Below are 26,575 nucleotides of genomic sequence, written 5' to 3'. Positions count from 1 at the left end.
AACCCCGGCGACTCAGTAGATCACGTTATCGCTTCGTTGTGTTCTGGCGGAATCCGGGCCGGGCGACAACTTGATCCCCACCCCCTTGCTCGGTCTGGCTTCTACCCCTCCTGCCGAATCCTCAAGCTCCACCGACGCACCCGGAACGGGCGCGGTTCCCGGCCACTCACAGGGACCGGATCGCGGTGTTGTTGACCGACATCGCCAGCGAGACGAGCACGAACAACATCAGCATGGACAGGTCGACCCGGATCCCGCCGGCCCCGATCGGGGGCAGGATGCGGCGCAGCGGCCGCAGGAACGGGTCGGTGACGGAGTAGACCAGTTCGAACAGCAGCAGCAGCGGGCCCTTGGGGTGCCACTGTGGCGCGAACATGACGATCAGACTGAGTACGAACCGCGCCACCAGCAGCAGGAAGAAGGCGAGCAGTACCCAGCTGAGAACACTGAGGACGAGCGCTAGAGCAACCATGTCGTCAATGAGTGTAGAAGACCGGGGAAGTCACCGCGGGCCACTAGCTCTGGTTGTAGAACCCGTCCGCGGCGATCTTCTCCTTCTCCTCCGCGGCGACCGTCACGTTCGGCGGGCAGACCAGGAACACCTTGGTGGTGATCCGCTCGATCGAGCCACGGCAGCAGAAGATCAGCCCGGCGGCGAAGTCGACCAGCCGCTTGGCGTCGGAGTGGTCCATCTCGGTCAGGTTCATGATGACGGGCGTACCGTCACGGAAGTGCTCACCGATGACGCGCGCTTCGTTGTAGCTGCGCGGGTGCACGGTGGTGATGCGGGCCAACTCGGTAACCTCCGGGGAAGATGCGACTCCACGCCGTTCTGGAAACTTGCTGACCGTCGCGCCCTGCTCCTCGCGGTCGCGCTGGTCGCGACCGTCGCGGACCTCGCGACTGTCGCGCGCGTCCCGGGACTCGCGGACCGGTTCGGTCTCGTGGGACTCCCCGTCGACGACGTCGTCCTCGTACTCGTCGTAGTCGTCGTACTCGTCGTCGTAGCGCGCGTTGTAGCGCTCGCCGTCCTCGACCAAGCCGAGGTACACACCCATCTTGCGCAGCGCGCCGCTCATGGCCCTCCAGCCTTTCGAATCCGGTACCGACAAGTGAGCAGACCTCGCGATCCGCTCGATGTCGACACTAACCCAGTGGAGGACGCGTTCCGAGTAATGCGCGCCCGAGCCGGACGTGTGTCGCTCCCTGCCTGATCGCCGCCTCCAGATCGCCGGTCATCCCGGCCGAGATCCAGCCGGCATCAGCATGTTCGGAGCGTAGCCGCGACGACACCGCACGCAGCGCGGCGAAGGCCTCGTCGGGGTCGGATCCCAACGGTGCAACGGCCATCACGCCGCCGAGCTCGAGCCCGTCGGCCTCCGCGACAGCCGCCGCGAGCTCCGGTACGTCGCCAGGCGCGACGCCCCCGCGGCTCATCCCCGTCCCGGCGTCCTCAGGCCCGTACGACGCAAGGCTCACCTGCAGCAGACACCGCACAGTTTTCTCCTCGGCCACCGCGGCCTTGGACAGTGCACCGACCAGCGACAGCCGATCGACGGAGTGGACCACCTGGGCGAGCCGAACGACCGAACGGGCCTTGTTCGACTGGAGCTGCCCGACGAAGTGCCAGGTGAGCTCGGGCGCGTCGGGAGCCTTCGCCTTCAGCTCCTGCTCGCGGTTCTCCCCCGTGTCGGTGACGCCGAGGGCGGCGAGCGTCCGGACGTCCTCGATCGGGAAGGTCTTGGTGATCGCCACCAACGTGACGGATCCCTCAGAACGGCCGGCCGCCTCGCAGGCGGCGCGGATCCGCTCGCGGACCTGCGCGACGTTTCCCCGAAGCTCGCCCTCGCGGGTCACTCGGTCTGCCTGATCGGCCCGGCCGTCGTCGGTCACTCGGTCTGGCCGATCGGCCTGGTCGTCGGCGGTCATTCGCCGAGCCTGATCAGGCCGGCGAGGCGGCCGCTGACCTGGCCTTCGCGCCGGTACGAGTAGAGGTCGTCGGACTCGATCGTGCAGCGGGTCCGGTCGACCACCTCGACATCGAGCTCGGCCAGCTGGGCGGTCACACCGGCGGCGACGTCGATCGACGGCGTACCCCAGCTCGTCTCCGCGTACGACGCCGGAGCCCGCTCGGCGACCTCAGCGCGCATCTCCGCCGGCACCTCGTAGCACCGGCCGCACGCGTACGGACCGAGCACGGCGGTGATCGTCTCGGCGCCGAGCCCACGCATCGCGTCGACCGTGGCCGGCACCACACCGGCGTACAGGCCTCTGCGTCCGGAGTGGGCCGCGCCGATGACACCGTTGACCGGGTCGGCGAGCAGGACCGGCAGGCAGTCGGCCGCGCGGACCGCCAGGAGGACGTCGGTCCGCGTGGTGACCAGGGCGTCGGCCTTCGGGTTCGGGCTCACCGGGAGCTCGTCGTCCGGTCTGACGACGTGGACGTCGCGGCCGTGCACCTGGCTGACGCGGACCACCGCCTCCGGGGTCAGCCCGAACTCCGCGGCGACCCGGCGGAAGTTCTCCGCGATCGCCTCGGCCTCGTCACCGGCCGCGCTGCCGAGATTCAGTTCGCCGTACGGCGGAAGGCTCGCGCCCCCGTAGCGATCGGTGAAGGCGAAGCGGGCACTGCCGAGAACCTCGTCGTAGCCGAACACGCCTGAAGGCTACCCAGCGACCGGGCCCTGCTCGACCACCGCCACCGCATTCGGTGGGCTGATCCGCGACCTTGCCCGACCACCCCCACCGCATTTGGTGGGTTGACCCGCGAGTTTGCTCGTTGGCTCACCGGATTCCGGTAGGCCAACGGTCCATCTCGTGGGTCAACCCACCAAATGAGCCCGGGCCTCGTCGTGGACGGTGAGGCGTTCGGGAGAGGCCGGGAGGGCGAGGACGTGGTCGATCGCCTCGCGGTAGGCGACGTCGTACGCGTCGTCCGCGGAGACCTCCAGGTCGGGAGTGACGCCGGCGCCTTCCCAGTTGGTGCCGGAGACCGGGTTGATCGCGCGCATCAGCGGGACGGTCGCTTCCAGCTGCGGGTGGAGCTTGAAGCCCTGGCGCGGGTGAGCGCCGCCGCCGGTGCGCTCGCCGACGACCTTGGCGCGGCCGAGCTGCTGCAGGTCGTAGGTCAGCTCCTCGCCGCCGGAGAAGGTGGATCCGCTGGTCAGGACCCAGATCGGCTTGGTGCCGCCGAAGCTCGGGCCGGGCGCGTGAGTGGTCCAGAACTGGCGTACGTCGCCGGTGGCGGGAGTGACCAGATCGTTCAGGTGGACCGGCTCGCCGTCGAACAGGTGGCTGCAGATGAACGCGACCTGCTCGGGCGATCCGCCGACGCAGGCGCGGAGGTCGAGGATCAGGGCATCTGTTGCCGAGAGCAACGACATGGCGGCGCTGACGGCGGCGCCGGCGTGCGGCGGGGCGTAGAGCAGGGGCTTGATCGCGAGCAGGCCGACGTTGCCGGGCAGGCGCTCGACGCGGGACATTCCGCCGGCGTCGAGGCGGGCGCGAGTCGCCCAGTAGCGGTCCTCCTCGACCGGATCGGTCTCGTCGGGGACCTCGCCGCGGTGGAACTTCAGCCGCAGATGCTTGTCCTGGTTGCCGAGCTGGAGGTCGGTGGTGACCTGCGCGGAGAGCTGCTCGGGGTCGGTCAGTACGTCGTACCGGCCTTCGGTGGAGGCCTTCGTGAGCCGGTCGGCGATCTCGCGGCCGACGTCCGGGAACACGTAGTGCTCGCTCACCAGGGCGGCCAGGCGGTCGATGACGCTTCGGATCTCGTCGCTGTGCATGGCGAGGAGTGAAGCACGGAGATTGACAAAGCGTCAAGGAACCTTGACGCTTGATCTCATGGACGACGAGCTGGAGATCTCCACCGCGGCGCAGTTCAAGGCGCTCGGCCATCCGCTGCGGCACCGGCTGCTCTTCGCGCTCGGGCAGGAGGCGGCCACGACAAGTCAGTTGGCGGTCACGCTCGGCACAGCGAAGGGCAACATCGCGCACCACCTCGGCGTACTGCGGGAGGCGGGGATGGTCGAGGTCACGGAGACCCGGCAGGTCCGCGGGGGCACCGAGCAGTACTACCGCCGTACGGCGCGCAGACTCAGCTTCACCGGCGAGGGCGCCCGCGAGAACAACTCGGTAGCCCTGCAAGCAGTCGCCGCCGAACTGCAGACCGCCGAGGACCCTCTCTTCAACATCCGCAACATCCGCCTGACCAGGACGCAGGCCGAAGAACTCACAACCCAGCTGGACACCATCATCACGACGCTGAAAGACGCCGGCCCAGGCGAGGCACGCCACGGGGTGGTGGTGGCGGTCTACCGGCCGCAAAGCTGAGCACCGCCAACCAACCTCCGCCTCGAGCACCCCTCAGTCGCTCCCCGATTGAACACCTCCCCACCCATATCCGCACTTTGAGCACCGTTCAGCCGCTTTGACCCACGAATCCTGGCTGGGCGGTGCTCAAAGTGCGGGGCTCATGACTGGGCGGTGCCCAAAGAGGATGCGGGGCTCGCGACCGGGCGGTGTCCAAAGAACGGAAGCGAGGACCGCGACCGGGCGGCGCCCAAGGCGCGCGGCGGGCGCGGCCCAGCCGCTCCGGGGCGACTCACCTTCTTCCTGTCTTCTCCCCACCTCCCCTGACTTTCCCCATCAACACCGAGCGCCCTCCCCCTCCCCGGCAACGCCGAATGCCCCGGCCGGAGGCCGGGGCATTCGGGGAGTGCTGGTGGTTACTTCAGGAAGTCGGGGATGTCGAGGTCTTCCTCGGGGTCCGGCTTTCTGGTGGGGCGGGTGGGTGGGGTCTGGGTCGGCGTCGGGTTGGACGACGGGGTCGAGTACGGCGCCGGGTTGGGGTGGGCCGGGGGCGGGGTGCGGACCGGCTCGCCGGACTGGGGGCGGGCCGAGTGGGTGGTGCCTGGGCCCGGGCGGTTCTCGGTGTTCGCGGGAACCGGGACCGTGTCGTCGCTCGGCGTACCGAACTGGCCCTGGGTGACCTGAGCTTCCTGGGCCGGGGGCTGGGCCGCCGACGGGGTGGAGCTCGGGGCCGGGTTGCTGCTGCTGAACGGAACCGTGCCCGGCACCGGCGGCGGGGTGTGCTGCGTCGGTTGCCCCTGCGACTGCGACGGCTGAGGCTGCGACGACTGGCCCTGCGACGACTGAGCAGGCTGGCTCTGCTGACCCTGGGACACGGCGTTCGTGCCCACGCCACCCGGCGAGTACCCCGGGGGGTTGTTGTCGGTGCCCGGCTGGTGCATCTGAGCCGAGAAGGTCTCCTGCCGCGGAGCGGAGAAGCCGTCCTGCCGCGGCGGCGGGAAGCCGGTGTTGTCCTGGCGCGGCGGAGTCGAGAAGCCGTTGTCCGGGCGGGCCGGCGGGGCCTCGGCGCTGCCGGCGCGGTTCTGCGGACGGGCGCTGTTCATCGCCTGCTCGCGGCGCTTCGGCATGCCGCCGTCGAAGCCGGCCGCGATCACCGTGACCCGGACCTCGTCGCCGAGCGCGTCGTCGATCACCGCGCCGAAGATGATGTTGGCGTCGGTGTGCGCCGACTCCGAGACCAGCTGCGCGGCCTCGTTGATCTCGAACAGCCCCAGGTCGGACCCGCCCGCGATCGACAGCAGCACGCCGTGCGCACCCTCGATGCTTGCCTCCAGCAACGGAGACGAGATGGCCGCCTCGGCCGCCGCGACCGCGCGGTCCTCGCCGCGGGACGAGCCGATGCCCATCAGCGCGGAGCCGGCGTTCGACATCACGGCCTTGACGTCCGCGAAGTCGACGTTGATCAGGCCCGGCGTCGTGATCAGGTCGGTGATGCCGGAGACACCCTGCAGCAGCACCTGGTCGGCCTGCTTGAAGGCGTCCAGCACGGACACGGCCCGGTCGGAGATGGTGAGCAGGCGGTCGTTGGGGATGACGATCAGGGTGTCGACCTCTTCGCGCAGGGCGGCGATGCCGTCCTCCGCCTGGGTCGCCCGCCGCTTGCCCTCGAAGGAGAACGGCCGGGTGACCACGCCGATCGTCAGCGCGCCGAGCGAGCGGGCGATCCGGGAGACCACCGGTGCTCCACCGGTTCCCGTCCCACCGCCTTCACCCGCGGTGACGAAGACCATGTCGGCGCCCTTGAGCGCCTCCTCGATCTCCTCCGCGTGGTCCTCGGCGGCCTTCTGCCCGATGGCGGGGTTCGCCCCCGCACCGAGTCCGCGGGTCTCCTCGCGGCCGATGTCGAGCTTGACGTCCGCGTCGCTCATCAACAGCGCCTGCGCGTCGGTGTTGATGGCGATGAACTCAACGCCCTTCAGACCGTGCTCGATCATCCGGTTGACGGCGTTCACGCCGCCTCCGCCGATACCGACGACCTTGATGAGTGCCAAATAGTTCTGCGGTGCCGCCACGTCCGCGCCTCTCGCCTCGTTCTGTCCCGTTGTGACCAAGTTGGCCGTCTATCCAGCCGTCCCCGGCCGTGTTCCAGCGAAAGTTCCAGCGAAAAGACTGAACCTCAAGTGGATGCTTAGAGTTATCTCGACTTTATCGATTGCGTCGCACGCTACGGGACGCCTTCAACCAATGTCCACGCGCCTCGCCGCCCGTCCCGTGATGTGGTTCGGGATGTGACGCGTTACCTCTTTTCCCCTTTGGTGACAGGGAGATCGGGCGCGGACACGTCGTACACCTTGGCCTGCCGCCGCATCAGCACGCTGAGTACCTCGGCCTTTTGCGCGCTGTCATCGGAACCGCCCCAGACCACCTTCACCCCGGACCCGAGGTTGAGGGTGATCGAGTCCGGCGACGTCGCCGAGATCGACCGTACCTCGGACCGCAACGTGGACGGCAATGCGGCTGACACGGTCACGATCGAACGGATCGTCACGTCCCGGCGGGCGCCGACGACCAACGCCTCCGGCAGCCCGTCCGGCCGCGCGGCCACGGTCTTGAACGACGTACCGGTGGCGTCGACGAGCTCGAACTGCTTACCGTCGGTCACCACGACCACCGGGACACGCTCGGTGACCACGATCTCCAGCTGGTTCGGCCACGCGCGCGTCACCTGCGCGTCGGCGACCGACTGGATGCCGCGCACCCGTTCGGCGATCACGTTCAGGTCGACCTTGGCCAGCGGTGTCCCCAGCGGGGCGTCGGCGACCTGGGCGACCGTTGCCACCGGCACCGTCTCGGCGCCGGTCACCCGGACCCCGTCGACAGCCAGCGCGGCGGAGAAGTAGAACAACCAGACGGTGATCCCGGCGACCAGCACCAGCGTGCCGCCGACCGCCCAGGGCAGCCAGCTCTTCCAGCGCACCAGCCGCTGCCGGCGCGCGAAGCGCTGCTGGGCCCGGGCCAGATCAGCGTCCTGACTCATCCCAGAATCACTCGATCAGGGCGGCGTTGTGCGCCGCGCGCTCAGCCAGCAGGCCAACCACCTCGGGCCCGATCAGCGTCACGTCGCCCGCGCCGAGGGTGACCACCAGGTCACCGGGCAGCGCGAGATCGGCGACCACCCGCGGTACGGCGGACCAGGACGGCTCGAAGCGGACCTGCTCCGGCTTCAGCGGCACGTGGTTCGCGATCAGGGCACCGGTGACCCCGGGCTCCGGGTCCTCCCGGGCCGCGAAGATGTCCATCACGACGACCTCGTCGGCCAGCGCGAGCGCCGCGGAGAACTCGGCCGCGAAGATCCGCGTCCGGCTGAACAGGTGCGGCTGGAAGCACGCGATCACGCGCCCCTCCCCCGCCACCTGCCGGGCCGCGATCAGGTCGACGGTCAGCTCGGTCGGGTGGTGCGCGTAGGAGTCGAAGACCCGTACGCCGTCCTCGAGTCCCTTGAACTCGAACCGCCGCCCGGTCCCCGTGAACGCCGCCAGCCCTTCGGCCAGGTCGGCCGCGGAGAAGCCCAGACCGAGTCCGACCGACAGCGCGGCGGACGCGTTCAGCACGTTGTGCTTGCCGGCCTGCTGCAGGTTGACCATGGGCAGCCTGCGCCCGCGGAAGATCGGCACGAACGACTGCACGGCACCGGTCGCGGTGATCTCGGTGACCCGCAGGTCGGCGTCCTCGGCCTCGCCGTACGTTCGGACGTCGATGCCCTTCGAACGGGCAAACTCCGCGAGTCGGCGAGCCCCCGCGTCGTCGTAGCAGACCACCATGAACCCACCCGGCTGCACACGGCCGCAGAAGTCCTCGAAGGCCTGGAAGTAGCTGGCCTCGTCACCGTAGTTGTCCAGGTGGTCCGGCTCGACCGATGTGACGATCGAGACCTCGGGGCTGTAGGTCAGGAACGACTTGTCGGACTCGTCGGCCTCGGCGACGAACAGGTCGCCGGTGCCGTCGTGCGCGTTCGAGCCGGACTCGTTCAGGTTCCCGCCGATCGCGTACGACGGGTCGGCGGCGCAGTGCTGCAGCGCGACGGTCAGCATCGAGGTGGTCGTGGTCTTGCCGTGCGTCCCGGCCACCGCGATCGTCCGCCGGCCGACCATCACCGAGGCGAGCGCGGCCGCCCGCGGCAGGATCGGGATCCCGGCCGCCCGGGCCGCGACGACCTCGGGGTTGGTCTCGCGGATCGCGGTCGAGACCACGACGGTGTCGACGGCCGCGACGTGCTCGGCGGCGTGGCCGACCCAGCAGGTGGCGCCGAGCGCGCGCAGCGCGGCCAGCACCTTGCCGTCCTTGGCGTCGGAGCCGGAGACCTCGATGCCGCGCGAGGCCATGATCCGGGCGATGCCGGACATCCCGGCGCCGCCGATGCCGACGAAGTGCACCCGGCCCAGCTTCTCGGCGGGCAGGAGAGTGTCAGGAGCGGTGACGATCACGAAGCAGACCTCACCACATCGAGGACGATCCGCGCCAACCGGTCGTCGGCGTCGGTCCGGATCACACCTTGCGCTGCGGTGGACATGGCTGTCAGACGCGCGCGGTCGTGCAGAAGTTGCGGCACCGTTGCCCGGACCCAGTCCGCGGTGACGGCCGCGTTCTCGACGAGCAGCCCGCCGCCCACATCGACCACGGGCTTGGCGTTCAGCCGCTGCTCACCGTTACCGTGCGGCAACGGAACGTAGATCGCGGGCAGTCCGACACCGGACACCTCGGTCACCGTGTTCGACCCCGAACGGCAGACCACGAGGTCGGCAGCGGCATAGGCCAGGTCCATCCGGTCGACGTACGAGAGCACCCGGTACGGCAGGGGGCCGGTCTGCTCGACCTCGAGGGTGTTCTTCGGCCCGATCGCGTGCAGGACCTGGATCCCGGCGGCCTGCAGGTCCGCGGCCGCGCCGGCGAACGCGTTGTTCAGCTGCTGCGCGCCCTGCGAACCACCGGTGACGAACAGCGTCGGCGCCTCCGGGTCGAGCCCGAAGAACGCCTGCGCCTCGGCGCGCAGCGCGGCCCGGTCCATGGTCGAGATGGCCCGGCGGATCGGCAGGCCGACGTACTGGGCGTGCGGCAGATCGGTGCCAGGGAAGGAGGTGATCACGTTCTCGGTGCAGTAGCGCGCGGCGAACTTGTTCGCGATGCCCGGTACGGCGTTGCCCTCGTGCACGACGATCGGCGTCTTGCGCCGCCACGCGGCGACGTACGCCGGCGTGGACACGTAGCCGCCGAAACCGACCAGCACGTCGGCCTTCGCCTCGTCGAGGATCTTCCGGGCCGCGCTGACCGAGTTCAGCATCTTGCCCGGTACGGCGAACAGCGCCGGCGTGGGCTTGCGCGGCAGCGGCACCGGCGGAATCAGTTCGAGGCGGTACCCGGCCTCCGGGACCACCCGGGTCTCGAGCCCCCGCTCGGTTCCGAGTGCGACGATCTCGACGGTCGGATCGATCCGGCGCAGCGCGTCGGCGGTCGCGATCAGGGGTGAGGTGTGGCCGGCGGTTCCCCCACCGGCCAGAACGATGCTCGGCACAGCTTTCAACGCTCCCGCGTGTTCTCACGGCCGCTCGGGCCAGGTGTGCGCCGCGACGACATCCACCCGAGCAACGGCCGCCGGTGCTCCTTCAGGGCGGCCTGCGCGCCGGGCTCGGCCTTCGCGAAGGACAGCAGCATGCCGACCGCGATCAGCGTCGGCAGCAGTGCGGACCCACCGTACGACAAAAGCGGGAGCGGGATTCCCACGATCGGTAGCAGGCCGATCACCGCGCCCAGGTTGACCAGCGTCTGGGCCATGATCCAGACCGTGATGCCGGCCGCGCAGTAGCGGATGAACGGCTCGGTGGAACGGGTCGCGATCCGGATCCCGGCGTAGGCCAGGGTGAGGAACAGCGCGAGCACGGTCAGCGAGCCGATCAGCCCGAGCTCCTCACCGATCACCGCGAAGATGAAGTCGGTGTGCGCCTCGGGCAGGTTGCCCCACTTCTGCCGGCTGTTGCCGATCCCGACGCCCCACCAGCCACCGGTGGAGAGTGCGTACAGACCGTGGTAGGCCTGCCAGCCGACGTCGGTCGGGTCGGCGAACGGGTTCATGAAGTTCGTCAGGCGCGCCATCCGGTGCGCGGCGGTGGTGACGAAGTACGCGGCGATCGCGCCGACGACGACGATCGCGGTGACGAACAGCCGGGTCGGCGCACCGACCACCCAGATCAGCCCGATCATGATCGCCATCAGCACCAGCGACGTCCCGAGGTCGCGCTGGCCGACGATCAGCGCGATCACCAGGCCGCAGACCGGCGCCATCGGGATCAGCAGGTGCTTCCACTGGGTCAGCAGCTTCTGCTTGCGCGCGTAGAGATCGGCGCACCACATCACCAGCGCGAGCTTGGCGAACTCGCTCGGCTGGATCTGCAGCGGGCCGCCGAACGACAGCCAGTTGGTGTTGCCGTTGACGTTCTTGCCCAGGCCCGGCACGTAGGTCAGCACCAGCAGGAACGTCGAGCCCAGCAGGGCGACGTACGCGAGCATCCGGAAGTGCCGCGGGGTCATCCGCGAGGCGACGTACGCCATCGGCAGACCGACGCCGACCCAGATCAGCTGGCGGTAGAAGATCGTGTAGCTGTTGCCGTTGGTGCGCAGCGACAGCACGCTCGAGGCCGACAGCACCATCAGCAGACCGAGCACCATCAGCAGGCCGGTCGCACCGAGCACCAGATGGTACGACGTGAGCGGCCGGTCCAGCACGTTCCGGATCGCGGCCATCAGGCCGCTGCCACCCCCACCGCGCTCGGGCGACTTCTGCTCCGGCCGGTCAATGATCGCCGTCATGGGGCCTCCCGCCCTGGACTGAGGAGCGTAGGGAGCGAAGCGACCGAAGCGACGAGGGAAGGGCGGGAGTTGAAGCCCCATGGCGCGTCGCGCCGGAGGCGCGACATGAGTACAGTCACGCGATCACCCCTCCGGCGTCAGGAACCCAGCCGGTTCACGGCTTCGGCGAAGGCGTCCCCGCGGGCTCCGTAGTTGGCGAACATGTCCCAGGACGCGCAGCCCGGCGCCAGCAGCACGGTGTCACCCACCTGTGCCAGCTTGGTCGCCTCCCCCACCACGGTCTCCATGGTTCCAGTGTCCGTTGACTCGACCACGATCACCGGGACCTCAGGCGCGTGTCGGGCAAGTGCTTCGGCGATCACGGCCTTGTCCTGCCCGAGCAGCACAACGCCCCGTAACCGTTCACGCGCAGCGATCACCAGCTCGTCGAAGGTCGCGCCCTTGGCCTGCCCACCGGCGATCCAGACCACGTGCTCGTACGCCAGCAGCGACGCCTGCGCCGCGTGCGGGTTGGTCGCCTTGGAGTCGTCCACATAGTTGACTCCGGCAACCTCTGCGACGTGCGCGATCCGGTGCGCGTCGGGCCGGAACCCGCGCAACCCGTCCCGCACGGCACCAGCCGGTACGCCGAACGAACGCGCCAGCGCGGCCGCCGCCAGCGCGTTCGCCACGTTGTGCGGGGCCGCCGGGGTGATGTCGGCCAGCGTCGCCAGCTCGAGCGCCGAGGTGGCGCGCTGCTCGACGAACGCGCGGTCGACCAGGTACTCGTCGACGAGCCCGACCATCGACAGGCCCGGCGTTCCGAGGGTGAAGCCGATCGCGCGGCAGCCCTCGAACACGTCGGCGTCCTCGACCAGCTTCTCGGTCGCCTGGTCGGCGACGTTGTAGACGCAGGCGACCTGGCAGTTGGTGTAGATCCGGCCCTTGTCGGCGGCGTACGCCTCGAGCGAGCCGTGCCAGTCGACGTGGTCCGGCGCAAGGTTCAGTACGGCGGCCGAGTGCGCCGACATCGAGTGCGTGTAGTGCAGCTGGTAGCTGGACAGCTCGACCGCGATCACGTCGTACGGCTCGGGGTCCATCACGGCTTCCAGCAGCGGCAGACCGACGTTGCCCGCGGCGACCGCGCGGTGCCCGGCGGCGGTCAGGATCGCCGTCAGCATCTGCACCGTGGTGGTCTTGCCGTTGGTCCCCGTGACGCACAGCCAGGGCGCCGCGTTCGCGGGGTCGCGCAGCCGCCAGGCCAGCTCGATCTCGCTCCAGACCGGTACGCCGCGCTCGGCCGCCGCGGTCAGCAGCGGCGCGTGCGGCGGGATGCCCGGCGACGTGACGACGATCTCGACGTCCGCCGGTAGCTCCGCCGTACTGCCCGGCCCGAGCTTGATCTCCGCACCGAGCGTGCCGAGGATCAGGGCCTTCTCCTGCAGCTGCTCGTTGTCGCGATCGTCCAGTACGACGACGTGCTCGGCGCCGGCCTGCAGCAACGAGTCGGCGCACGCGTAGCCCGCCGTACCGAAGCCCAGGACGACGAAGCGCGTGGTCGCCCAGCCGTCGTCGGTGCGTGTGGTCAGGCTCATCCGGCAACCCATTCCGCGTAGAACAACCCCAGCCCCGTCGCGACGCACAGACCGGAGATGATCCAGAAGCGGATCACGACGTTGACCTGTTCCCAGCCGAGCATCTCGAAGTGGTGCTGCAGCGGCGCCATCCGGAACAACCGTTTCCCGACGCCGCCGGTCCGCTTGGTGATCTTGAACCAGCCGACCTGCAGGATCACCGACGCGGTGATGACGACGAACAGGCCGCCGAGCAGCAGCACCAGCAGCTCGGTCCGGGTCATCACGCCGAATCCGGCCACCGCGCCGCCGAGCGACAGCGAACCGGTGTCACCCATGAAGATCTTGGCCGGCGAGGCGTTCCACCACAGGAAGCCGAACAGCGCGCCGGTGAGCGCGGCGGCGACGACGGCCAGGTCCAGCGGATCGCGGACCTCGTAGCACTTGGAGCCCGGCGCGGTCGCGCAGCTCTGGTTGGACTGCCAGATGCAGATCAGCGTGTAGGCGCCGAACACCATCATCGAGGCGCCGGTGGCCAGACCGTCCAAGCCGTCGGCCAGGTTCACGCCGTTCGACATGCCGGCGATCAGCAGCAGGATCCAGATCACGACCAGGAGCGGCAGCAGGTGCAGCCACTGGATGTCGCGGATGAACGAGATGAACGGCGAGGCCGGGGTCTGCCCGCGCTCGTCGGCGAACTGCAGCGCGAGCACCGCGAAGACCACCGCGACCATCGTCTGGCCGGCCAGTTTCGCCTTGCTGCGCAGGCCGAGGCTGCGCTGGCGGAAGATCTTGATGAAGTCGTCCAGGAAGCCGACCGCGCCCATCCCGGCGAACAGGAACAGCACCAGGAGCGCCGAGGCGCTCGGCGGCTTCATCGTCAGCAGCTTCGCCGCGAAGTAGCCGACGATGGTGGCGATGATGAAGACCGTGCCGCCCATCGTCGGCGTACCGCGCTTGGTGTGGTGCGAGGTCGGGCCGTCGTCGCGGATCTCCTGGCCGTAGCCGCGCTTGGAAAGCAGGTTGATCGCCAGGCGGGTCCCGAGCAGGGTCAGCACCATCGAGATGGCACCCGCGAACAGGATCGAGATCACTGCGCGGCCTCCTCGAGCAGTGCGGTGGCGAGCCGGTCGAGCCCGACGTACCGGGAGGCTTTCACCAGTACCACGTCACCTGGGCGCAACTCCGCGCGCAGCAGGTCGAGCGCTTCGTCCGAGGTCGCGACGTACGCCGACTCGTTGCCCCACGACCCTTCCAGCGAGGCGCCGAGGTGGATCGGGCGGGCGTCCTCGCCGACCGCGACCAGCCGGTTCACGTCCAGCCGGACCACCAGTCGCCCGACGCCGTCGTGCTCCTCGGTCGCGCGGTCGCCCAGTTCGCCCATCGGCCCGAGCACCGCCCAGGTCCGCACCCCGCGGGCGCGGCCGATCGCGACCAGCGCCTTGAGCGCGGCCCGGACCGACTCGGGGTTCGCGTTGTAGGCGTCGTTGATCACCGTCACGCCGTCCGGGCGCTCGGTGACCTCCATCCGCCACTTCGACACCGTGGTCGCCGAGTTCAGCCCGGAGACCACCTGCTCCGGCGTCAGGCCGGCGGCGAGTGCGGCGGTTGCCGCCGCGAGCGCGTTCGGCACCTGGTGCTCACCGATCAACTGCAGCTGGACGTCGAAGCTCTGCCCGTCAGCGTGCAGCGTGAAGCTCGGCTTCCCGTCACCGTCCACCTTGACGTCCGTGGCCCGGACGTCCGCCTCCGGCGCCTCGCCGAACGTCCGGACCGTCTGCTCGGTCCGCGACGCCATCGCGGCGACCCGGGGGTCGTCGGCGTTCAGCACCGCGGTCCCGCCCGGTACGACGTTCTCGATCATCTCGCCCTTGGCGACCGCGATCGCGTCCTGGCTGCCGAACTCGCCGATGTGGGAGTGCCCGACGTTCAGCACCAGCCCGACCTTCGGCGGCGTGATCCGGCACAGGTAGTTGATGTCGCCGACGTGCCGCGCGCCCATCTCGGCGATCAGGAACCGGGTGTCCTGGCCGGCCTGCAGCGCGGTCAGCGGGTGGCCGATCTCGTTGTTGAACGATCCGACCGGCGCGACCGTCGGCCCGTACGGCGCGACGACCTGCGCGATCAGGTCCTTCGTGCTGGTCTTGCCCTGCGACCCGGTCAGGCCGATCACGGTCAGCTCGGGCAGCCGCGCCACGACGTACCGGGCGAGCTCGCCGAGCGCGATCTGTGTGTTCGGTACGACGATGCACGGGCACCCGTCGACCGGTCGCGTGGTCAGCGAGACGGTCACGCCCGCCTCGGTGACGGCCGGGACGAAATCGTGGCCGTCGACGCGTTCGCCGGGCAGCGCCACGAACAGACCGCCCGGGACCACCTCGCGCGAGTCCTTCGCCACCACGCCGTCGACGACGGCCGTGGCGTCGACGCCCACGAGCTCACCGCCCACGGCTGTCGCGATGTCACCGCAACTGACAGGGATCACCGGGTCTCCTCCAACAACTCACGCACTGTCTGACGGTCGTCGAACGGGTGGATCACGCCGCCGACGTCCTGGCCTGTCTCGTGGCCCTTGCCGAGCACGACCACGGTGTCGCCCGGGCCGGCCAGCTCGATCGCGGTCCGGATCGCCTCCCGCCGGTCGCCGACCTCGCGCAGGTCGACACCCGGTACGGCGTCGCGCGCGCCCTCGATCGCGGCGGCACGGATCAGCGCCGGGTCCTCGCTGCGCGGGTTGTCGTCGGTGACGATCACCGCGTCGGCCGCGCGGGCCGCGGCGGCGCCCATCGCCGGCCGCTTCCACGGATCGCGGTCACCACCGCAGCCGACCACGGCGTACAAACGCCCCTTGGTCGCACCGCGGGCGGCGTGCAGGGCCAGCTCGACCGCGTCGGGCGTGTGCGCGAAGTCGACGATGACGGCGAGCCCGTCGCGCAGGAAGGTCTCCATCCGCCCCGGGACGCGCGCGTCGCGCAACCCCTCGGCGATCTTGGCCGCCGGGACGTCGACCTGCCGCAGCATCGCGACCGCGAGCAGCGCGTTGGCCACGTTGAAGTCGCCGGGCAGGACGATCTCGATCGTCAGCTCCTCGCCCGGTCCCCGGATGTCGATCACGGTCGAGCCGTGCTCGGACCGGTGCGTCGCCGCGACCGTCCAGTCGGCGTCACGCGTCGTCGCCACGGTGACCAGCGGCACGACGGTCTGCGCGGCCAGGCGGCGGCCGTACTCGTCGTCGATGTTCACCACGGCCAGGTCGCACCGCTCGGGGGCGAACAGCGACGCCTTCGCCGCGAAGTACTCCTCGAACGTCTTGTGGAAGTCCAGGTGGTCCTGGCTCAGGTTCGTGAAGCCGGCGACCGCGTAGCGAGCACCGTCGACCCGGCCCTTGGCCAGCGCGTGGCTGGAGACCTCCATCGCGCACCAGCCGACGTGCTGCTCGCGCATCACCGCGAACAGCGCCTGCAGGTCGGTCGCCTCCGGCGTGGTCATCGCGCTCTTCACGACCTGGTCGCCGATCCGCGTCTCGATCGTGCCGACCAGAGCGGCCGGGCCGAGCCTGCGCAGGACCGCGTCGAGCAGGAAGCTGGTGGTGGTCTTGCCGTTGGTCCCGGTGATGCCGAGCAGGCGCAGCTCGCTGGTCGGTTCGCCGTACACCTTGGAGGCGACGGCACCGAGCACAGCGCGCGGATCCGGTACGACGAGCAGCGGCAGACCGGCCGTCAGCGCGCGCTCGACGCCCGCGGGATCAGTCAGTACGGCGACCGCTCCGCTCGCCTGAGCGCCCGCGACGAAGGCCGCGCCGTGCGTCGCGGCGCCCGGCAGGGCGGCGTACAGGTCGCCGGGCCGGATCGAGCGGGAGTCGAGGGAGACACCGGTGACGGGGACCTCGGCGGCACCCGCCGGGACCTCCGCCCCAGCGGTTCTGGCCAGTTCGGCGAGGGCGACCGGTACGGTGTGCCGCGGCCTGATCGCGGCTACGGCGCCGCCTGCGGCGGAAGGGGTGGACACGGCCCCAGAGGCTACCGTTCCGGGGCGTGTGACACCTACCTGACCCTGGGTGATCACCAGGTGATCGGGATGACGGGCTGCTTCGCACCGGTCGGCGGGACCGCGTACTTCTGCAGCGCGTAGCTCATCACGTCTCGGAACACCGGACCTCCCTGGAAACCACCGCCCCGCCCGTTGGTGGGGTCCTGCAGTACGACGTACGTAACGAACCGCGGGTTGTCGGCCGGGGCGAATCCGGCAAAAGAAGTCGCCCACTTGCGGTAGCAGCCGCAGGCCGAGTCGACCTCCTGCGCCGTACCGGTCTTGCCGGCGACCCGGTAGCCGGCGATCGCGGCCAGCGGCGCCGTACCGCCCTTGCCGGTGACGGCCTCCATCATCGTGGTGACCTGCTTCGCGGCCGACTCGCTGACCACCCGGCGCGGCGCGGCGATCTGGTTCGGCGTCTGGTTGCCGTCGGTGTCGACCCAGTCCTTGATCAGCTTCGGCGGCATGTAGACGCCGCCGTTGGCCACCGCGTTCACCGCGGCCGCCATCTGGACGGCGTTGGCCGACAGGCCCTGACCGAACGCGACGTTCGACCGGGTCAGTTCGCTCCACTCGTCGCCGGGCGGCATCAGGCCGCGGCTCTCGCCGGGGAAGCCGATGCCGGTCGGTTCGCCGAAGCCGAACTTCTTCAGGTAGTGCACGAAGTCCGTGACCGGCATCTGCTGGGCGGCCATGATCGTGCCGACGTTCGACGACTTGGCGATCACGCCGGCCATCGTCAGGTTCAGCGTGCCGTGGTCGAAGGCGTCCTTGATGGTCCGGCGCTGCACGGTGTAGGAGCCCGGCACCTGGAGCTTGGTGTCCAGCGAGATCAGCCCGGCGTCGGCCAGCGCCGCCATCGTGACGACCTTCTGCACGCTGCCCGGCTCGTAGACCTGCTCGAGCGCCCGGTTCTTCAGCGCGCTGGTCTTCACCGGCTTGTTCGGGTCGAAGCTCGGGTAGTTGGCCATCACCAGGATCTCGCCGGTCTTGGTGTCGATCGTGACCACCGAGCCGGAGCTGGCCTTGTACTGCTTGACCGCCTGCTCGATCCGCCGCTCGGCGAACCACTGCAGGTCGGCGTCCAGCGTCAGCTGCGCTGACACGCCCGGCTTCGGCTCCTCGACGGTGTGGTCGGCGTTCGGAATCTTGTTGCCCCGGGCATCGACCTCGTACATCGCCTTGCCGTCCTGGCCGGACAGCTTGTCGTTCAGCCCGTACTCCAGCCCGGCCAGGCCCTTGCCCTCGGCCCCGACCACGCCGACCACGTTGGCCGCGATGGTGCCGTTGGGGTGACTGCGGACCGGGTCGGCCTCGGTGTAGAGGCCGGCCAGCATCGGCTTCTTCTGGTCCTCGGGCAGCGTCTTGTTCTGGTCCTTGATCGCCTTGTTGCGTTCCTTGATCTCGTCGGTGATCTGGTTCCAGGTCTGCGGGCTGACCTTGTTCGCCAGGACGACGTACCGGCCCTTGCCGGTCAGCTTCTTCATCAGCGTCGCGTAGTCGGACGACGACAACCGAGGAGCCAGTACGCCGGCCAGCTGGCTGGCGACCTTGCCCGTCTGAGTCGGGTCGGCGGTGATCGCGACCGCGTCCTCGGACACCGAGAGCGGGACGCCGTTGCGGTCGAGGATCGAACCGCGGGAGGCGTGCAGCACGAACGGCTTGGTGTTCTCCCGGCTCGCGGCCAGCGCGTACCGGTCCGGGTCGACGCCCTGGAGGATGATCAGCCGCCCGGCGAACAGCGACAGCACCAGGGCCATCACGCCGAACGTCACCCGCAGCCGCAGCGCGGGCCGCCCGAGCTTCAGCAGCCGCGGCGGCTTCTTCACGCGGGGCTTGCGCACAGGAGGCCGCCGCTTCTGCGAGGGACGCTTCCGGGGCGCGGCAGTCTTCTTGGCGAGTGGCCGCCCGTCAGGGCCTACCCGCTTGGTGAGCGGACGGCCGTCCGGCCCGACCCGCCGCGCGCCGTCGGCGCTCTTGCGGGGCCGGCTGGCGGCCGTCTTCTTCGCCGCGCGTCGCGGGGCGTCCTCGCCGCCGCGGCGGGCGGCGGCGGAGCTGTCGCGGCGGGCGGCGGCCGGACCGTCGCGCCGGGCGGCGGCCGGGCTGTCGCGCCCGCGGCGCGGCGCGTCGTCGCCGTTCGTGCGCGGGGCATCCGGCCGGCGCCGCGGCTGCTCACCTCTACGGCTCTCGCCGCCGGCGGCGTCGGAGGCCGGGCGGCGGGGACGCTGTGCAGCGGGCCGACCGCCCTCTGTACTGGGGCGACGGGACGACGGAGTCTTGCGGGGCGGGTTGCCCCGGCCCGGTTCACCACCGCGTTTGCGTGGTGGCTCGTCTCCCCGTCGTTCCGTCATCCGATCATCCCCCGGTCGGTGCGTTGGTCCCTGTAGTTGTGGTCACGGGCGGCTTGGTGGTGGCCCCGGCCGGCGGCTTCACCGGCTGGTTGGCCGTCGTACCGGCAGGCGGCGGCGTCGTGCCTGCCGGCGGCGGCGTCGTGCCCGCGGGCGGCGGCGTCGTGCCCGCCGCAGGCGGCGTCGTACCGGCGGGCGGCGGCGTGACGGCCGGCGGCTTCGGCGTGGCGGGCTGCAGGCCCGGCCCGAACATCGCAGCCCCGGTCCCTGCCTTGCCTTCGGCCGGTACGCCGAGCACGCGCCCGTCGGACAGCCGCAGGAACACCGGGTTCGGGTTCGGGACCATGCCCATCCGCAGCGACCGGTCGGCCAGGTTCTGCGGCGACTCGAGCGTGCGGACCTGCCGCTCCAACTGCTCCTGCTGGTCGCGCAGCTGGTCGGCCTGCTGGTTCAGCGCCGTCACCTCGAACGTGCCGCGCTGCAGCTCGGTGTTGAGCAGCAGCAGGCCGACCAGGCCGGCCGCCAGCAGCGACACCACGAAGATGACGAACGGCATCCGCGGCGGCCGGAACGGCGCGCCGTACACGATCCTGAGCTTCGGCTCCTGCTTCTTGGCCGGAGCCGCCGGTGTGACCCGTGCCTTGGACGGGCTGAAGACAGTACTCATCAAGCCACCAGCCCTTTCTCACGGACTCTCGTCGCGGCCCGGACCCGGGCCGACGCGGCCCGCGGGTTGTCCGCCACTTCGTCCTCGGTCGGTCGTTCGGCCCCCCGGGTGAGGAGTTTCAGGTACGGCTCGTGCCCGGCCGGGATCACCGGCAGGTCGTCCGGTACGTCGGACTTCGCGCCCGCCGCCAGCGTCTGCTTGGTGATCCGGTCCTCGAGCGAGTGGTAGCTCATCACCACGATCCGCCCGTGCAGCGCCAGCGACGCGACCGCGGCCGGCAGCGCCCGCCGCAGCACGTCGAGCTCGCCGTTGACCTCGATCCGCAGCGCCTGGAAGGTCCGCTTCGCGGGGTGTCCCCCGGTCCGCCGGGCCGCCTGCGGGATCGCGTCGCGAACCAGCTCGGACAGCCGGGCGCTGTTGGTGAACGGCTCGGCCTCGCGGGCCCGGACGATCCGGTCGGCGATCTTGCGGGAGAACTTCTCCTCGCCGTACTGGAACAGGATCCGGGCCAGGTCGGCCGAGCTGTAGGTGTTCAGGATGTCGGCGGCCGTGGTCGGCGCGGTGGAGTCCATCCGCATGTCGAGCGGCGCGTCCTGCGCGTAGGCGAAGCCGCGGTCGGCCTCGTCGAGCTGCATCGAGGACACGCCGAGGTCGAACAGGATGCCGTCGATCGCGGGGATGTCGAGCTCGTCGAGCACGCGCGGCAGCTCGTCGTACACGGCGTGCACGAACGTGGTGCGTTCGGCGTACGGCGCGAGCCGCTCGCCGGCCAGGCGCAGCGCGGCCGGATCCCGGTCGAGCCCGATCAGGCGGGCCTCGGGGCAACGCTCCAAAAACGCCTCGGAGTGTCCACCGAGCCCGAGGGTGGCGTCGACGAGGACGGCACCGGGCTGCTGGAGGGCCGGGGCGAGGAGGGCGACGACCCGGTCGAGCATGACGGGGACGTGGCGGTCGGACGGCGTGGGGTCGGTCATGGCGTCAGCCACCCAATCCCTGCGCGTCGCGCTCAGCACCGTCCATCTCGACCCTTCCGTAGCCGCGGGAGCGACCCTGCCCCCGCGGGTTCTGTGTACTGCTGCCTTGCTGGTGGGGGCGGTTTGTACGTCGGGTGGTGGACTGTGGAGCAACTTCGTTCGTCCGGTCAGATCGCGGGTTCGCCTTCCGGGGAAGTACCCGTGGCCTTGGCGCCGGGGAAGTGGCGCCAACACCCGAGTCGGAAGTCGGACCCGTGATCTCACCGGACGTCCGGTGCAACCCTCAGGTCGTGCTCGGTGCTGCTCAGAAGATCCCGGGCAGTACCTCCTCGGACAGGTCGGCGAACGCCTGCTCCTGCTCCGCGGAGTACCTGTTCCAGTTCTCCGTGTTCCAGATCTCCACCCTGTTCATCGCCCCGATGACGACACAGTCGCGATCCAGTCCTGCGTAATCGCGCAGCATCGGCGGGATGGTGACCCGGCCCTGCTTGTCCGGCACCTCGTTCGAGGCTCCGGCGAACAGCATCCGCAGGTAGTCCCGGGCACCTTTGTTGGTGATCGGAGCCTGTTTCAACTGCTCGGTCAGCTGCACGAACTCACCCTCGGGCCACACGGACAGCGAACGCTCCTGCCCGCGGGTGATCACCAGACCCTCGGAAAGTTCGTCGCGGAACTTCGCCGGCAGGAACAACCGACCTTTGTCGTCGAGCTTGGGGAAGTGCGTTCCAAGGAACACGCTCCACCTCCCCGTTGCGGACTCTCCGTCTCAGGTCGAGCTGATTTCCACCAAATCAGTACCACTGCGCTCCACCTTACTCCACTTTGCCCCACCGTCAACCAAATCCGCACCGTTTCGCTCCTCTCGTACGCTGGGTGGGAAAGATCCCCATCGACAGGTGATGGGTCAGCAACTCCGGGTGAGCATTACTTTCATCGGTGCCGAAACGGCCGGTAACGAATTCCACGCAGGGCTAGGCCCGACCCCGGGCCCGGGTCAGAATGAGTCGGCCAACAACCAATGGGGAGGACTCAGGGTGAGCACCACCGCGACCAGCTCGGCCATGGACTTCGACGAGCTGACAGAGGTGGCGGGACGGGTCCGCCGAGCCATCGAGACAGTCATCGAAGGCAAACCCGATGTCGTCGAGACAGCAGTCACCGTGCTGCTCGCCGAAGGACATCTACTGATCGAGGACGTGCCGGGCGTCGGCAAGACGATGCTGGCCAAGGCACTGGCCCGCTCGATCGACTGCACCGTGCGCCGTATCCAGTTCACGCCCGACCTGCTGCCGTCGGACATCACCGGCGTGTCGGTGTTCAACCAGGAGGTCCGCGACTTCGAGTTCAAACCGGGCGCGGTGTTCGCGAACATCGTGGTCGGTGACGAGATCAACCGTGCCTCGCCGAAGACCCAGGCCGCGCTGCTGGAGTCGATGGAGGAGCGCCAGGTCACCGTCGACACCACGACGTACCACCTCGAGGCGCCGTTCATGGTGATCGCGACGCAGAACCCGATCGAGATGGAGGGCACCTATCCCCTGCCCGAGGCGCAGCGCGACCGCTTCATGGCGCGCGTCTCGATGGGGTACCCGGAGCCCGCCGCGGAGCTGCGGATGCTCGACGGGCACTCGGCCACCGACCCGCTGAACAACCTGCAGCCGGTGACCGACAGCCAGCAGATCCTGCGGCTGGTCAAGACCGTCCACTCGGTGCACGTGTCGGAGTCCGTCAAGGAGTACGCCGTCGCTCTGGTCGGTGCGACCCGTCGTTCGCAGGAGCTGCGCCTCGGCGCCAGCCCTCGCGCGACGCTGCACCTGATCCGGGCCGCCCGGGCCGCCGCCGCTCTGGACGCGCGTGAGTTCGTGCTGCCGGACGACCTGCAGGAGCTCGCCGTACCGGTCCTTGCGCACCGGGTGCTACCGGCGGCCGAGGCCCACCTCGGTGGTCGCGGCGCGTCGGACATCATCACCGGGCTCGTCGCCTCCGTGCCGCTGCCCCGTACTCGCCGGGACTGAGGCATGAGGCAGGCACTGCGCGGACTCACCACCCGGGGGCGGGCGTTCGTCGCTGCCGGGATCACCGCGTCGCTGTGCGCTCTGCTGCTCGGCCAGAAGGACCTGCTGCGCGTCGGCATCCTTCTGGTCGCGCTGCCTCTGGTGGCCGCTCTGGTGGTCGGCCGCACCAGGCTCCGCCTGCAAGTACGACGCAGCCTGGCGCCGGCGCAGGTCACGGTCGGTACGCCGGCCACGGTGGAGCTCGCACTGAGCAACGAAGGCCGCATGCCGGCCGGACTGTTGCTGCTGGAGGACCGGATCCCCTACGTGCTCGGCCACCGGCCGCGGTTCGTGGTGGACCGCGTCAGCCCGAACTGGAAGCGCACTGTCACCTACCCGGTGAAGTCCGACGTCCGTGGGCTGTTCCAGGTCGGTCCGTTGATGCTGACGGTCGCCGACCCGTTCGGGCTGGTCGAGACGAGCCGGACGTTCGCCCGGAGCCAGTACCTGCTGGTCACGCCCCGGGTGCACAAGCTGCCCGAGATCCGGCTCGGCTCGGACCGCGCGGGCTCCGGCGAGAACCGGCCGCGCGCGATCGCCTCGGCCGGTGAGGAGGACGCGACCGTTCGCGAGTACCGCGACGGCGACGACCTGCGCCGGGTGCACTGGCGCTCGACAGCCCGTCGCGGGTCGCTGATGGTGCGCCGCGAGGAGCAGCCCTGGCAGAGCCGGTGCGCGATCTTCCTCGACGCCCGCACCATCTCGCACCACGGGCACGGACCGTCGTCCAGCCTGGAGTGGTCGGTCAGCGCGGTCGCCTCGATCGGCGCCGACCGGATCCGCCGTGGCTACGTCACCACCCTGCTCGGCGGACCGACCACGCTGTCGGCGATCAGCCACCGCAGCTCGACCGCGGTGCACCAGCCGCTCACCACGCAGCAACTGCTGACCGAGTGCGCGACGGTGGAGGAACACAAGTACGCCGAGATCGGCCCGCTGCTCACCGTCGACCGGCACGTCCAGGAGCCCAGCCTCGCGATCGCCGTCGTCGGTGCCTGCACCAGCGACGACATCACCACGCTGAACCGCTGGCGGACCGGGCAGGCCACCGGCGTCGCGCTGCTGCTCGACGCGGTCAGCTGGGCCGTCGGCGTCGAAGGCACCGAGAAGGCGAACCGCCTGGCCGCTGCCACGGACGCCACCGAGTCCGAACTCCGCCGCAACGGCTGGCGCGTCGCCAGGGTCCGCCGCGGCGATCCCCTACCCACCGTCTGGTCCAGCCTGGGACTCAGAAGCGGAAGGATCGCATGACCGGTCACGTGAGGATCTCGCTCGCTGCCTGGGCGGCGACGGTGCTCGGCGCGTTGGTGCTGACGCCCGTGTTCTCCGGGCCGTTCCTGTTCATCAGCGCGTTCCTGTGCGCCGTCGTCACCGGGACCGGCATCCTGCTGCAGAACCTGCGGGCGCCGCGGGTCGTCGTACCGGTCGTGCAGCTCGCCGTACTGGTCGAGCTGCTGTCGTTCATCTTCCTGCGGGACACGCTGAAGTTCGGGCTGCTGCCGTGGAAGGAGACCGCGCTCGAGTTCAACCAGCAGATGGTGGACGCGATGAGCGCGATCAACCGCTTCAGCGCTCCGCTGCCGGCCGACGACCACCTGACGCTGTTCGCGGCGTCGGTGATCGCGGCGACCGGGCTGCTGATCCACCTGATCGCCGTACAGCTGCGTCAGGCCGCGTGGGCCGGACTGCTGCTGCTCACCATGTACACCGTGCCCGCCGCGACCGTGCACGGCGGACTGCCCGCGCTGCTGTTCATCCCGCCGGCCGTCGGCTACATCGTGCTCCTGTCCGCGGAAGGCCGGACCAGACTGAGTCGCTGGGGGCGCCGGATCTCCGGCGTCTCGCACCTCGACGCGTCCGAACCGATCGAGGCCTCCGCGCTCGGCCAGGCCGGCCGCCGGATCGGCCTGAGCGTGATCGCCCTCGCCGCGCTGCTGCCCGCCCTGCTGCCGGCGCTGCCGGAAGGTGTCATCGGCAACGGTCTCGCCGGTGGCGGCACCGGCACCGGGATCGGCGCGTCGATCACCTCGACCGACCCGATGCTCGACATGGGCAAGAACCTCAAGCGCGGCGACAACGTGACCGCGCTGACCTACACCGGCGGCCCGGCCGGCGGGACGTACCTGCGGCTGACCGCGCTCGACCAGTTCGACGGCAACACCTGGCGGATCTCGCCGCGGTCCGAAGGCCAGAAGATCACCGACGACGACCTGCTGCCGCCGCCGGGCTTCAACGGCGACCTGAGCAAGGTGCCGACCACCGAGATGAAGATCGACGTGAGCCGGAACCTGCGCTCGCAGTTCGCCCCGGTGCCGTACCCGCTGCGCTCGATCTCGCTGAAGGACCGCTGGCGCTACGAGCCGTCCTCGCTGGACGTCGTGTCGTCGAACGGCGGCGGTGGCGTGGCCGGCAAGAACTACCGGCTCAAGGCGTACCAGCTGCAGCTGACACCGGAGCTGCTGCAGAGCACGGCGGTCGGCGCCGAGCCCGACAGCTACACCACCCAGATCCCCGCCAAGAACATGGACGACATCCGCGAGCTGACCAACAAGGTCGTCGCGGACGCGGGCACCAACCGGTTCCAGCAGGCGGTCGCGCTGCAGAACTTCTTCCGCGGCGGCGACTTCACCTACAGCACCGACACCGACAACAAGAGCGGGATGCCGGCGCTACGCAAGTTCCTGCTGCAGGACCGGGTCGGGTACTGCGAGCAGTTCGCCACCGGCATGGCGCTGATGGCCCGCGTGCTCGGCATCCCGTCGCGCGTCGGCATCGGCTTCCTGCCCGGGCAGCTCGGCAAGAACGGCCAGTACGTCGTACGGATGCACGACATGCACGCCTGGCCGGAGCTGTACTTCCAGGGCCAGGGCTGGATCCGCTTCGAGCCGACGCCGTCGGCGCGGGTCGCCTCGACGCCGAGCTGGACCGAGCCGGCCGCGCCGCTGCCGTCGACGCCGACCACCGCGCCGACGACCGCACCGACCACGCCGGGTGCGTCCACCGACCCGGAGTTCGAGCGCCCGGGCGACCGGAACCTGCCGGACGACAACGGCCTCGTCCCGGTCGACTCCGGCAACTGGTTCAGCAACGGCGGCGCCAAGGCGATCGGCATCGGCGTCGTCGTGGTCTTCATCCTCGGCATCCCGTGGCTGATCCGCACCCTGACCCGCCGCCGCCGCTTCGCCCGTCCCCCCGGCCGGCCCGGCGTCGAGGGCCTGTGGGCGGAGATCCGTGACACCTCCCGCGACCTCGGCCTCGACTGGTCCGACAGCTCCACACCCCGCCAGCTCGGCGACTGGATGGCGAGCAAGCTCCCCGAATCGGTCCATCCGCAGGCCCACCGCCTGGCCCGAGGCCTGGAAGCAGTCCGCTACGCCGGCCTCGAGGACGCCGAGGTCGACCTCCGCACCGAGGCTGCCGACGTCCGCAAGGCCCTGTGGACACAGGCGAAACTAGTCCAACGCTGGCGAGCCCGACTGCTCCCACCGTCCTGGCGCTGGTACCTCAACCGAGGCAGCACAGAAGCGTCGGACCTGCTGGACGAGTTCGACCTGCTGCTCGCCAGAATCCGCAACGTCCTCACGCCTCGCCGGAGCAGACACGCGGACTGATCTACACGACAAGAACCCCCGGGCTGTTTTGAACTGCTCCCCAGAAGTTGGACTGAGAAATTCAGTTCCGACTCCTGGGGAGCAGTTTGAACTGGTCCCCGGAAGTTGGACTGGTTGGATAAGAGCCTAGGCCGCGAGGGTCTGGGTCCGGTATTGCACCGGGC

General features: G+C 70.0%; 21 protein-coding genes and 1 pseudogene. 4 read left to right on the top strand and 18 right to left on the bottom strand.

From position 1 onward, the window contains the following. Positions 1-166: 166 nt before the first annotated feature. From ACLQ2O_RS32355 to ACLQ2O_RS32335, 5 genes are all read right to left on the bottom strand, one after another. Positions 167-472: a YggT family protein gene (locus ACLQ2O_RS32355; RefSeq protein WP_425839198.1), complete on the bottom strand. Its 306-nt coding sequence runs from the start codon at positions 470-472 to the stop codon at positions 167-169. Positions 473-515: 43 nt separating this feature from the next. Continuing rightward, positions 516-1,079 carry a cell division protein SepF gene (locus ACLQ2O_RS32350; protein WP_425839195.1) on the bottom strand — a complete coding sequence of 188 codons (564 nt, stop codon included), beginning with the start codon at positions 1,077-1,079 and terminating at the stop codon, positions 516-518. Between the two features lie 67 nt (positions 1,080-1,146). Next, positions 1,147-1,929 carry a YggS family pyridoxal phosphate-dependent enzyme gene (locus ACLQ2O_RS32345; protein WP_425839192.1) on the bottom strand — a complete coding sequence of 261 codons (783 nt, stop codon included), beginning with the start codon at positions 1,927-1,929 and terminating at the stop codon, positions 1,147-1,149. Further along, on the bottom strand, positions 1,926-2,657 hold the full coding sequence (pgeF, locus tag ACLQ2O_RS32340; protein WP_425839189.1) for a peptidoglycan editing factor PgeF: 732 nt from the start codon (positions 2,655-2,657) through the stop codon (positions 1,926-1,928). Before pgeF ends, ACLQ2O_RS32345 begins: the two co-directional genes overlap by 4 nt. 165 nt (positions 2,658-2,822) lie before the next feature. Then, positions 2,823-3,785, bottom strand: coding sequence for a S41 family peptidase (locus ACLQ2O_RS32335; protein WP_425839186.1), 963 nt, complete (start codon positions 3,783-3,785; stop codon positions 2,823-2,825). Between the two features lie 58 nt (positions 3,786-3,843). Between ACLQ2O_RS32335 and ACLQ2O_RS32330 the strand changes: the two genes are divergently transcribed. Beyond that, positions 3,844-4,332, top strand: coding sequence for an ArsR/SmtB family transcription factor (locus tag ACLQ2O_RS32330; protein WP_425839183.1), 489 nt, complete (start codon positions 3,844-3,846; stop codon positions 4,330-4,332). Positions 4,333-5,219: 887 nt separating this feature from the next. Here the strand turns inward: ACLQ2O_RS32330 and ftsZ are convergent. The 13 genes and pseudogenes from ftsZ to mraZ form a co-directional block, all read right to left on the bottom strand. Further along, positions 5,220-6,383: pseudogene (gene ftsZ, locus ACLQ2O_RS32325) on the bottom strand (cell division protein FtsZ); the annotation flags it as partial. Positions 6,384-6,607: 224 nt separating this feature from the next. Then, a complete protein-coding gene (locus tag ACLQ2O_RS32320) occupies positions 6,608-7,348 on the bottom strand; it encodes a cell division protein FtsQ/DivIB (protein WP_425839180.1) in 741 nt (246 codons plus the stop codon). A gap of 7 nt (positions 7,349-7,355) precedes the next feature. Then, positions 7,356-8,795 carry a UDP-N-acetylmuramate--L-alanine ligase gene (murC, locus tag ACLQ2O_RS32315; protein ID WP_425839178.1) on the bottom strand — a complete coding sequence of 480 codons (1,440 nt, stop codon included), beginning with the start codon at positions 8,793-8,795 and terminating at the stop codon, positions 7,356-7,358. Continuing rightward, positions 8,792-9,880, bottom strand: a complete 1,089-nt coding sequence (gene murG, locus ACLQ2O_RS32310; RefSeq protein WP_425839175.1) for an undecaprenyldiphospho-muramoylpentapeptide beta-N-acetylglucosaminyltransferase — start codon at positions 9,878-9,880, stop codon at positions 8,792-8,794. Before murG ends, murC begins: the two co-directional genes overlap by 4 nt. A gap of 5 nt (positions 9,881-9,885) precedes the next feature. Further along, a complete protein-coding gene (ftsW, locus tag ACLQ2O_RS32305) occupies positions 9,886-11,172 on the bottom strand; it encodes a putative lipid II flippase FtsW (protein ID WP_425839172.1) in 1,287 nt (428 codons plus the stop codon). Positions 11,173-11,309: 137 nt separating this feature from the next. Then, positions 11,310-12,746: a UDP-N-acetylmuramoyl-L-alanine--D-glutamate ligase gene (gene murD, locus ACLQ2O_RS32300; RefSeq protein ID WP_425839169.1), complete on the bottom strand. Its 1,437-nt coding sequence runs from the start codon at positions 12,744-12,746 to the stop codon at positions 11,310-11,312. After that, positions 12,743-13,819 (bottom strand): phospho-N-acetylmuramoyl-pentapeptide-transferase, encoded by a 1,077-nt coding sequence (gene mraY / locus ACLQ2O_RS32295; RefSeq protein WP_425839166.1) that lies wholly within the window; start codon positions 13,817-13,819, stop codon positions 12,743-12,745. Before mraY ends, murD begins: the two co-directional genes overlap by 4 nt. Further along, a complete protein-coding gene (locus tag ACLQ2O_RS32290) occupies positions 13,816-15,210 on the bottom strand; it encodes a UDP-N-acetylmuramoyl-tripeptide--D-alanyl-D-alanine ligase (protein ID WP_425839163.1) in 1,395 nt (464 codons plus the stop codon). The genes mraY and ACLQ2O_RS32290 overlap by 4 nt, the downstream gene beginning before the upstream one ends. Beyond that, a complete protein-coding gene (locus ACLQ2O_RS32285) occupies positions 15,207-16,655 on the bottom strand; it encodes a UDP-N-acetylmuramoyl-L-alanyl-D-glutamate--2,6-diaminopimelate ligase (protein ID WP_425840156.1) in 1,449 nt (482 codons plus the stop codon). The genes ACLQ2O_RS32290 and ACLQ2O_RS32285 overlap by 4 nt, the downstream gene beginning before the upstream one ends. Positions 16,656-16,786: 131 nt before the next feature. After that, the gene (locus tag ACLQ2O_RS32280) at positions 16,787-19,108 is read right to left on the bottom strand and encodes a penicillin-binding transpeptidase domain-containing protein (protein WP_425839160.1); all 2,322 of its coding nucleotides are present in this window, start codon (positions 19,106-19,108) and stop codon (positions 16,787-16,789) included. Between the two features lie 4 nt (positions 19,109-19,112). Beyond that, a complete protein-coding gene (locus ACLQ2O_RS32275; RefSeq protein ID WP_425839157.1) occupies positions 19,113-19,772 on the bottom strand; it encodes a hypothetical protein in 660 nt (219 codons plus the stop codon). Further along, positions 19,772-20,746 (bottom strand): 16S rRNA (cytosine(1402)-N(4))-methyltransferase RsmH, encoded by a 975-nt coding sequence (rsmH, locus tag ACLQ2O_RS32270; RefSeq protein ID WP_425839154.1) that lies wholly within the window; start codon positions 20,744-20,746, stop codon positions 19,772-19,774. Before rsmH ends, ACLQ2O_RS32275 begins: the two co-directional genes overlap by 1 nt. A 304-nt stretch (positions 20,747-21,050) precedes the next feature. Then, the gene (gene mraZ, locus ACLQ2O_RS32265; RefSeq protein WP_425839147.1) at positions 21,051-21,482 is read right to left on the bottom strand and encodes a division/cell wall cluster transcriptional repressor MraZ; all 432 of its coding nucleotides are present in this window, start codon (positions 21,480-21,482) and stop codon (positions 21,051-21,053) included. A 340-nt stretch (positions 21,483-21,822) separates the two neighbouring features. On the opposite strand from mraZ, the gene ACLQ2O_RS32260 reads away from it, so the two are divergent. Genes ACLQ2O_RS32260 through ACLQ2O_RS32250 form a run of 3 tightly spaced genes read left to right on the top strand, consistent with a single transcriptional unit; the run spans position 21,823 to position 26,411 of the window. Beyond that, positions 21,823-22,761, top strand: coding sequence for an AAA family ATPase (locus ACLQ2O_RS32260; RefSeq protein WP_425840153.1), 939 nt, complete (start codon positions 21,823-21,825; stop codon positions 22,759-22,761). Between the two features lie 3 nt (positions 22,762-22,764). Next, entirely contained in the window at positions 22,765-24,051 is a 1,287-nt protein-coding gene (locus tag ACLQ2O_RS32255; RefSeq protein ID WP_425839144.1) for a DUF58 domain-containing protein, read from the top strand. Beyond that, positions 24,048-26,411 carry a transglutaminaseTgpA domain-containing protein gene (locus ACLQ2O_RS32250; protein WP_425839141.1) on the top strand — a complete coding sequence of 788 codons (2,364 nt, stop codon included), beginning with the start codon at positions 24,048-24,050 and terminating at the stop codon, positions 26,409-26,411. The genes ACLQ2O_RS32255 and ACLQ2O_RS32250 overlap by 4 nt, the downstream gene beginning before the upstream one ends. Positions 26,412-26,575: the final 164 nt, after the last annotated feature.

This window comes from Kribbella sp. DT2, assembly GCF_049844575.1.
In the GTDB taxonomy this organism is placed as follows: Bacteria; Actinomycetota; Actinomycetes; order Propionibacteriales; family Kribbellaceae; genus Kribbella.
The sequence above is the reverse complement of the archived record's forward strand: the minus strand, read 5'-3'. Positions and strand labels throughout refer to the sequence as shown.

Excerpts from the sequence above, each read along its gene's own strand:
- ACLQ2O_RS32355 (WP_425839198.1), bottom strand. The coding sequence starts at position 472 with ATGGTTGCTCTAGCGCTCGTCCTCAGTGTTCTCAGCTGGGTACTGCTC.
- ACLQ2O_RS32350 (WP_425839195.1), bottom strand. The coding sequence starts at position 1,079 with ATGAGCGGCGCGCTGCGCAAGATGGGTGTGTACCTCGGCTTGGTCGAG.
- ACLQ2O_RS32345 (WP_425839192.1), bottom strand. The coding sequence starts at position 1,929 with ATGACCGCCGACGACCAGGCCGATCGGCCAGACCGAGTGACCGACGAC.
- ACLQ2O_RS32335 (WP_425839186.1), bottom strand. The coding sequence starts at position 3,785 with ATGCACAGCGACGAGATCCGAAGCGTCATCGACCGCCTGGCCGCCCTG.
- ACLQ2O_RS32330 (WP_425839183.1), top strand. The coding sequence starts at position 3,844 with ATGGACGACGAGCTGGAGATCTCCACCGCGGCGCAGTTCAAGGCGCTC.
- ACLQ2O_RS32320 (WP_425839180.1), bottom strand. The coding sequence starts at position 7,348 with ATGAGTCAGGACGCTGATCTGGCCCGGGCCCAGCAGCGCTTCGCGCGC.
- ftsW (WP_425839172.1), bottom strand. The coding sequence starts at position 11,172 with ATGACGGCGATCATTGACCGGCCGGAGCAGAAGTCGCCCGAGCGCGGT.
- murD (WP_425839169.1), bottom strand. The coding sequence starts at position 12,746 with ATGAGCCTGACCACACGCACCGACGACGGCTGGGCGACCACGCGCTTC.
- ACLQ2O_RS32280 (WP_425839160.1), bottom strand. The coding sequence starts at position 19,108 with ATGACGGAACGACGGGGAGACGAGCCACCACGCAAACGCGGTGGTGAA.
- ACLQ2O_RS32275 (WP_425839157.1), bottom strand. The coding sequence starts at position 19,772 with ATGAGTACTGTCTTCAGCCCGTCCAAGGCACGGGTCACACCGGCGGCT.
- rsmH (WP_425839154.1), bottom strand. The coding sequence starts at position 20,746 with ATGACCGACCCCACGCCGTCCGACCGCCACGTCCCCGTCATGCTCGAC.
- ACLQ2O_RS32255 (WP_425839144.1), top strand. The coding sequence starts at position 22,765 with ATGAGGCAGGCACTGCGCGGACTCACCACCCGGGGGCGGGCGTTCGTC.
- ACLQ2O_RS32250 (WP_425839141.1), top strand. The coding sequence starts at position 24,048 with ATGACCGGTCACGTGAGGATCTCGCTCGCTGCCTGGGCGGCGACGGTG.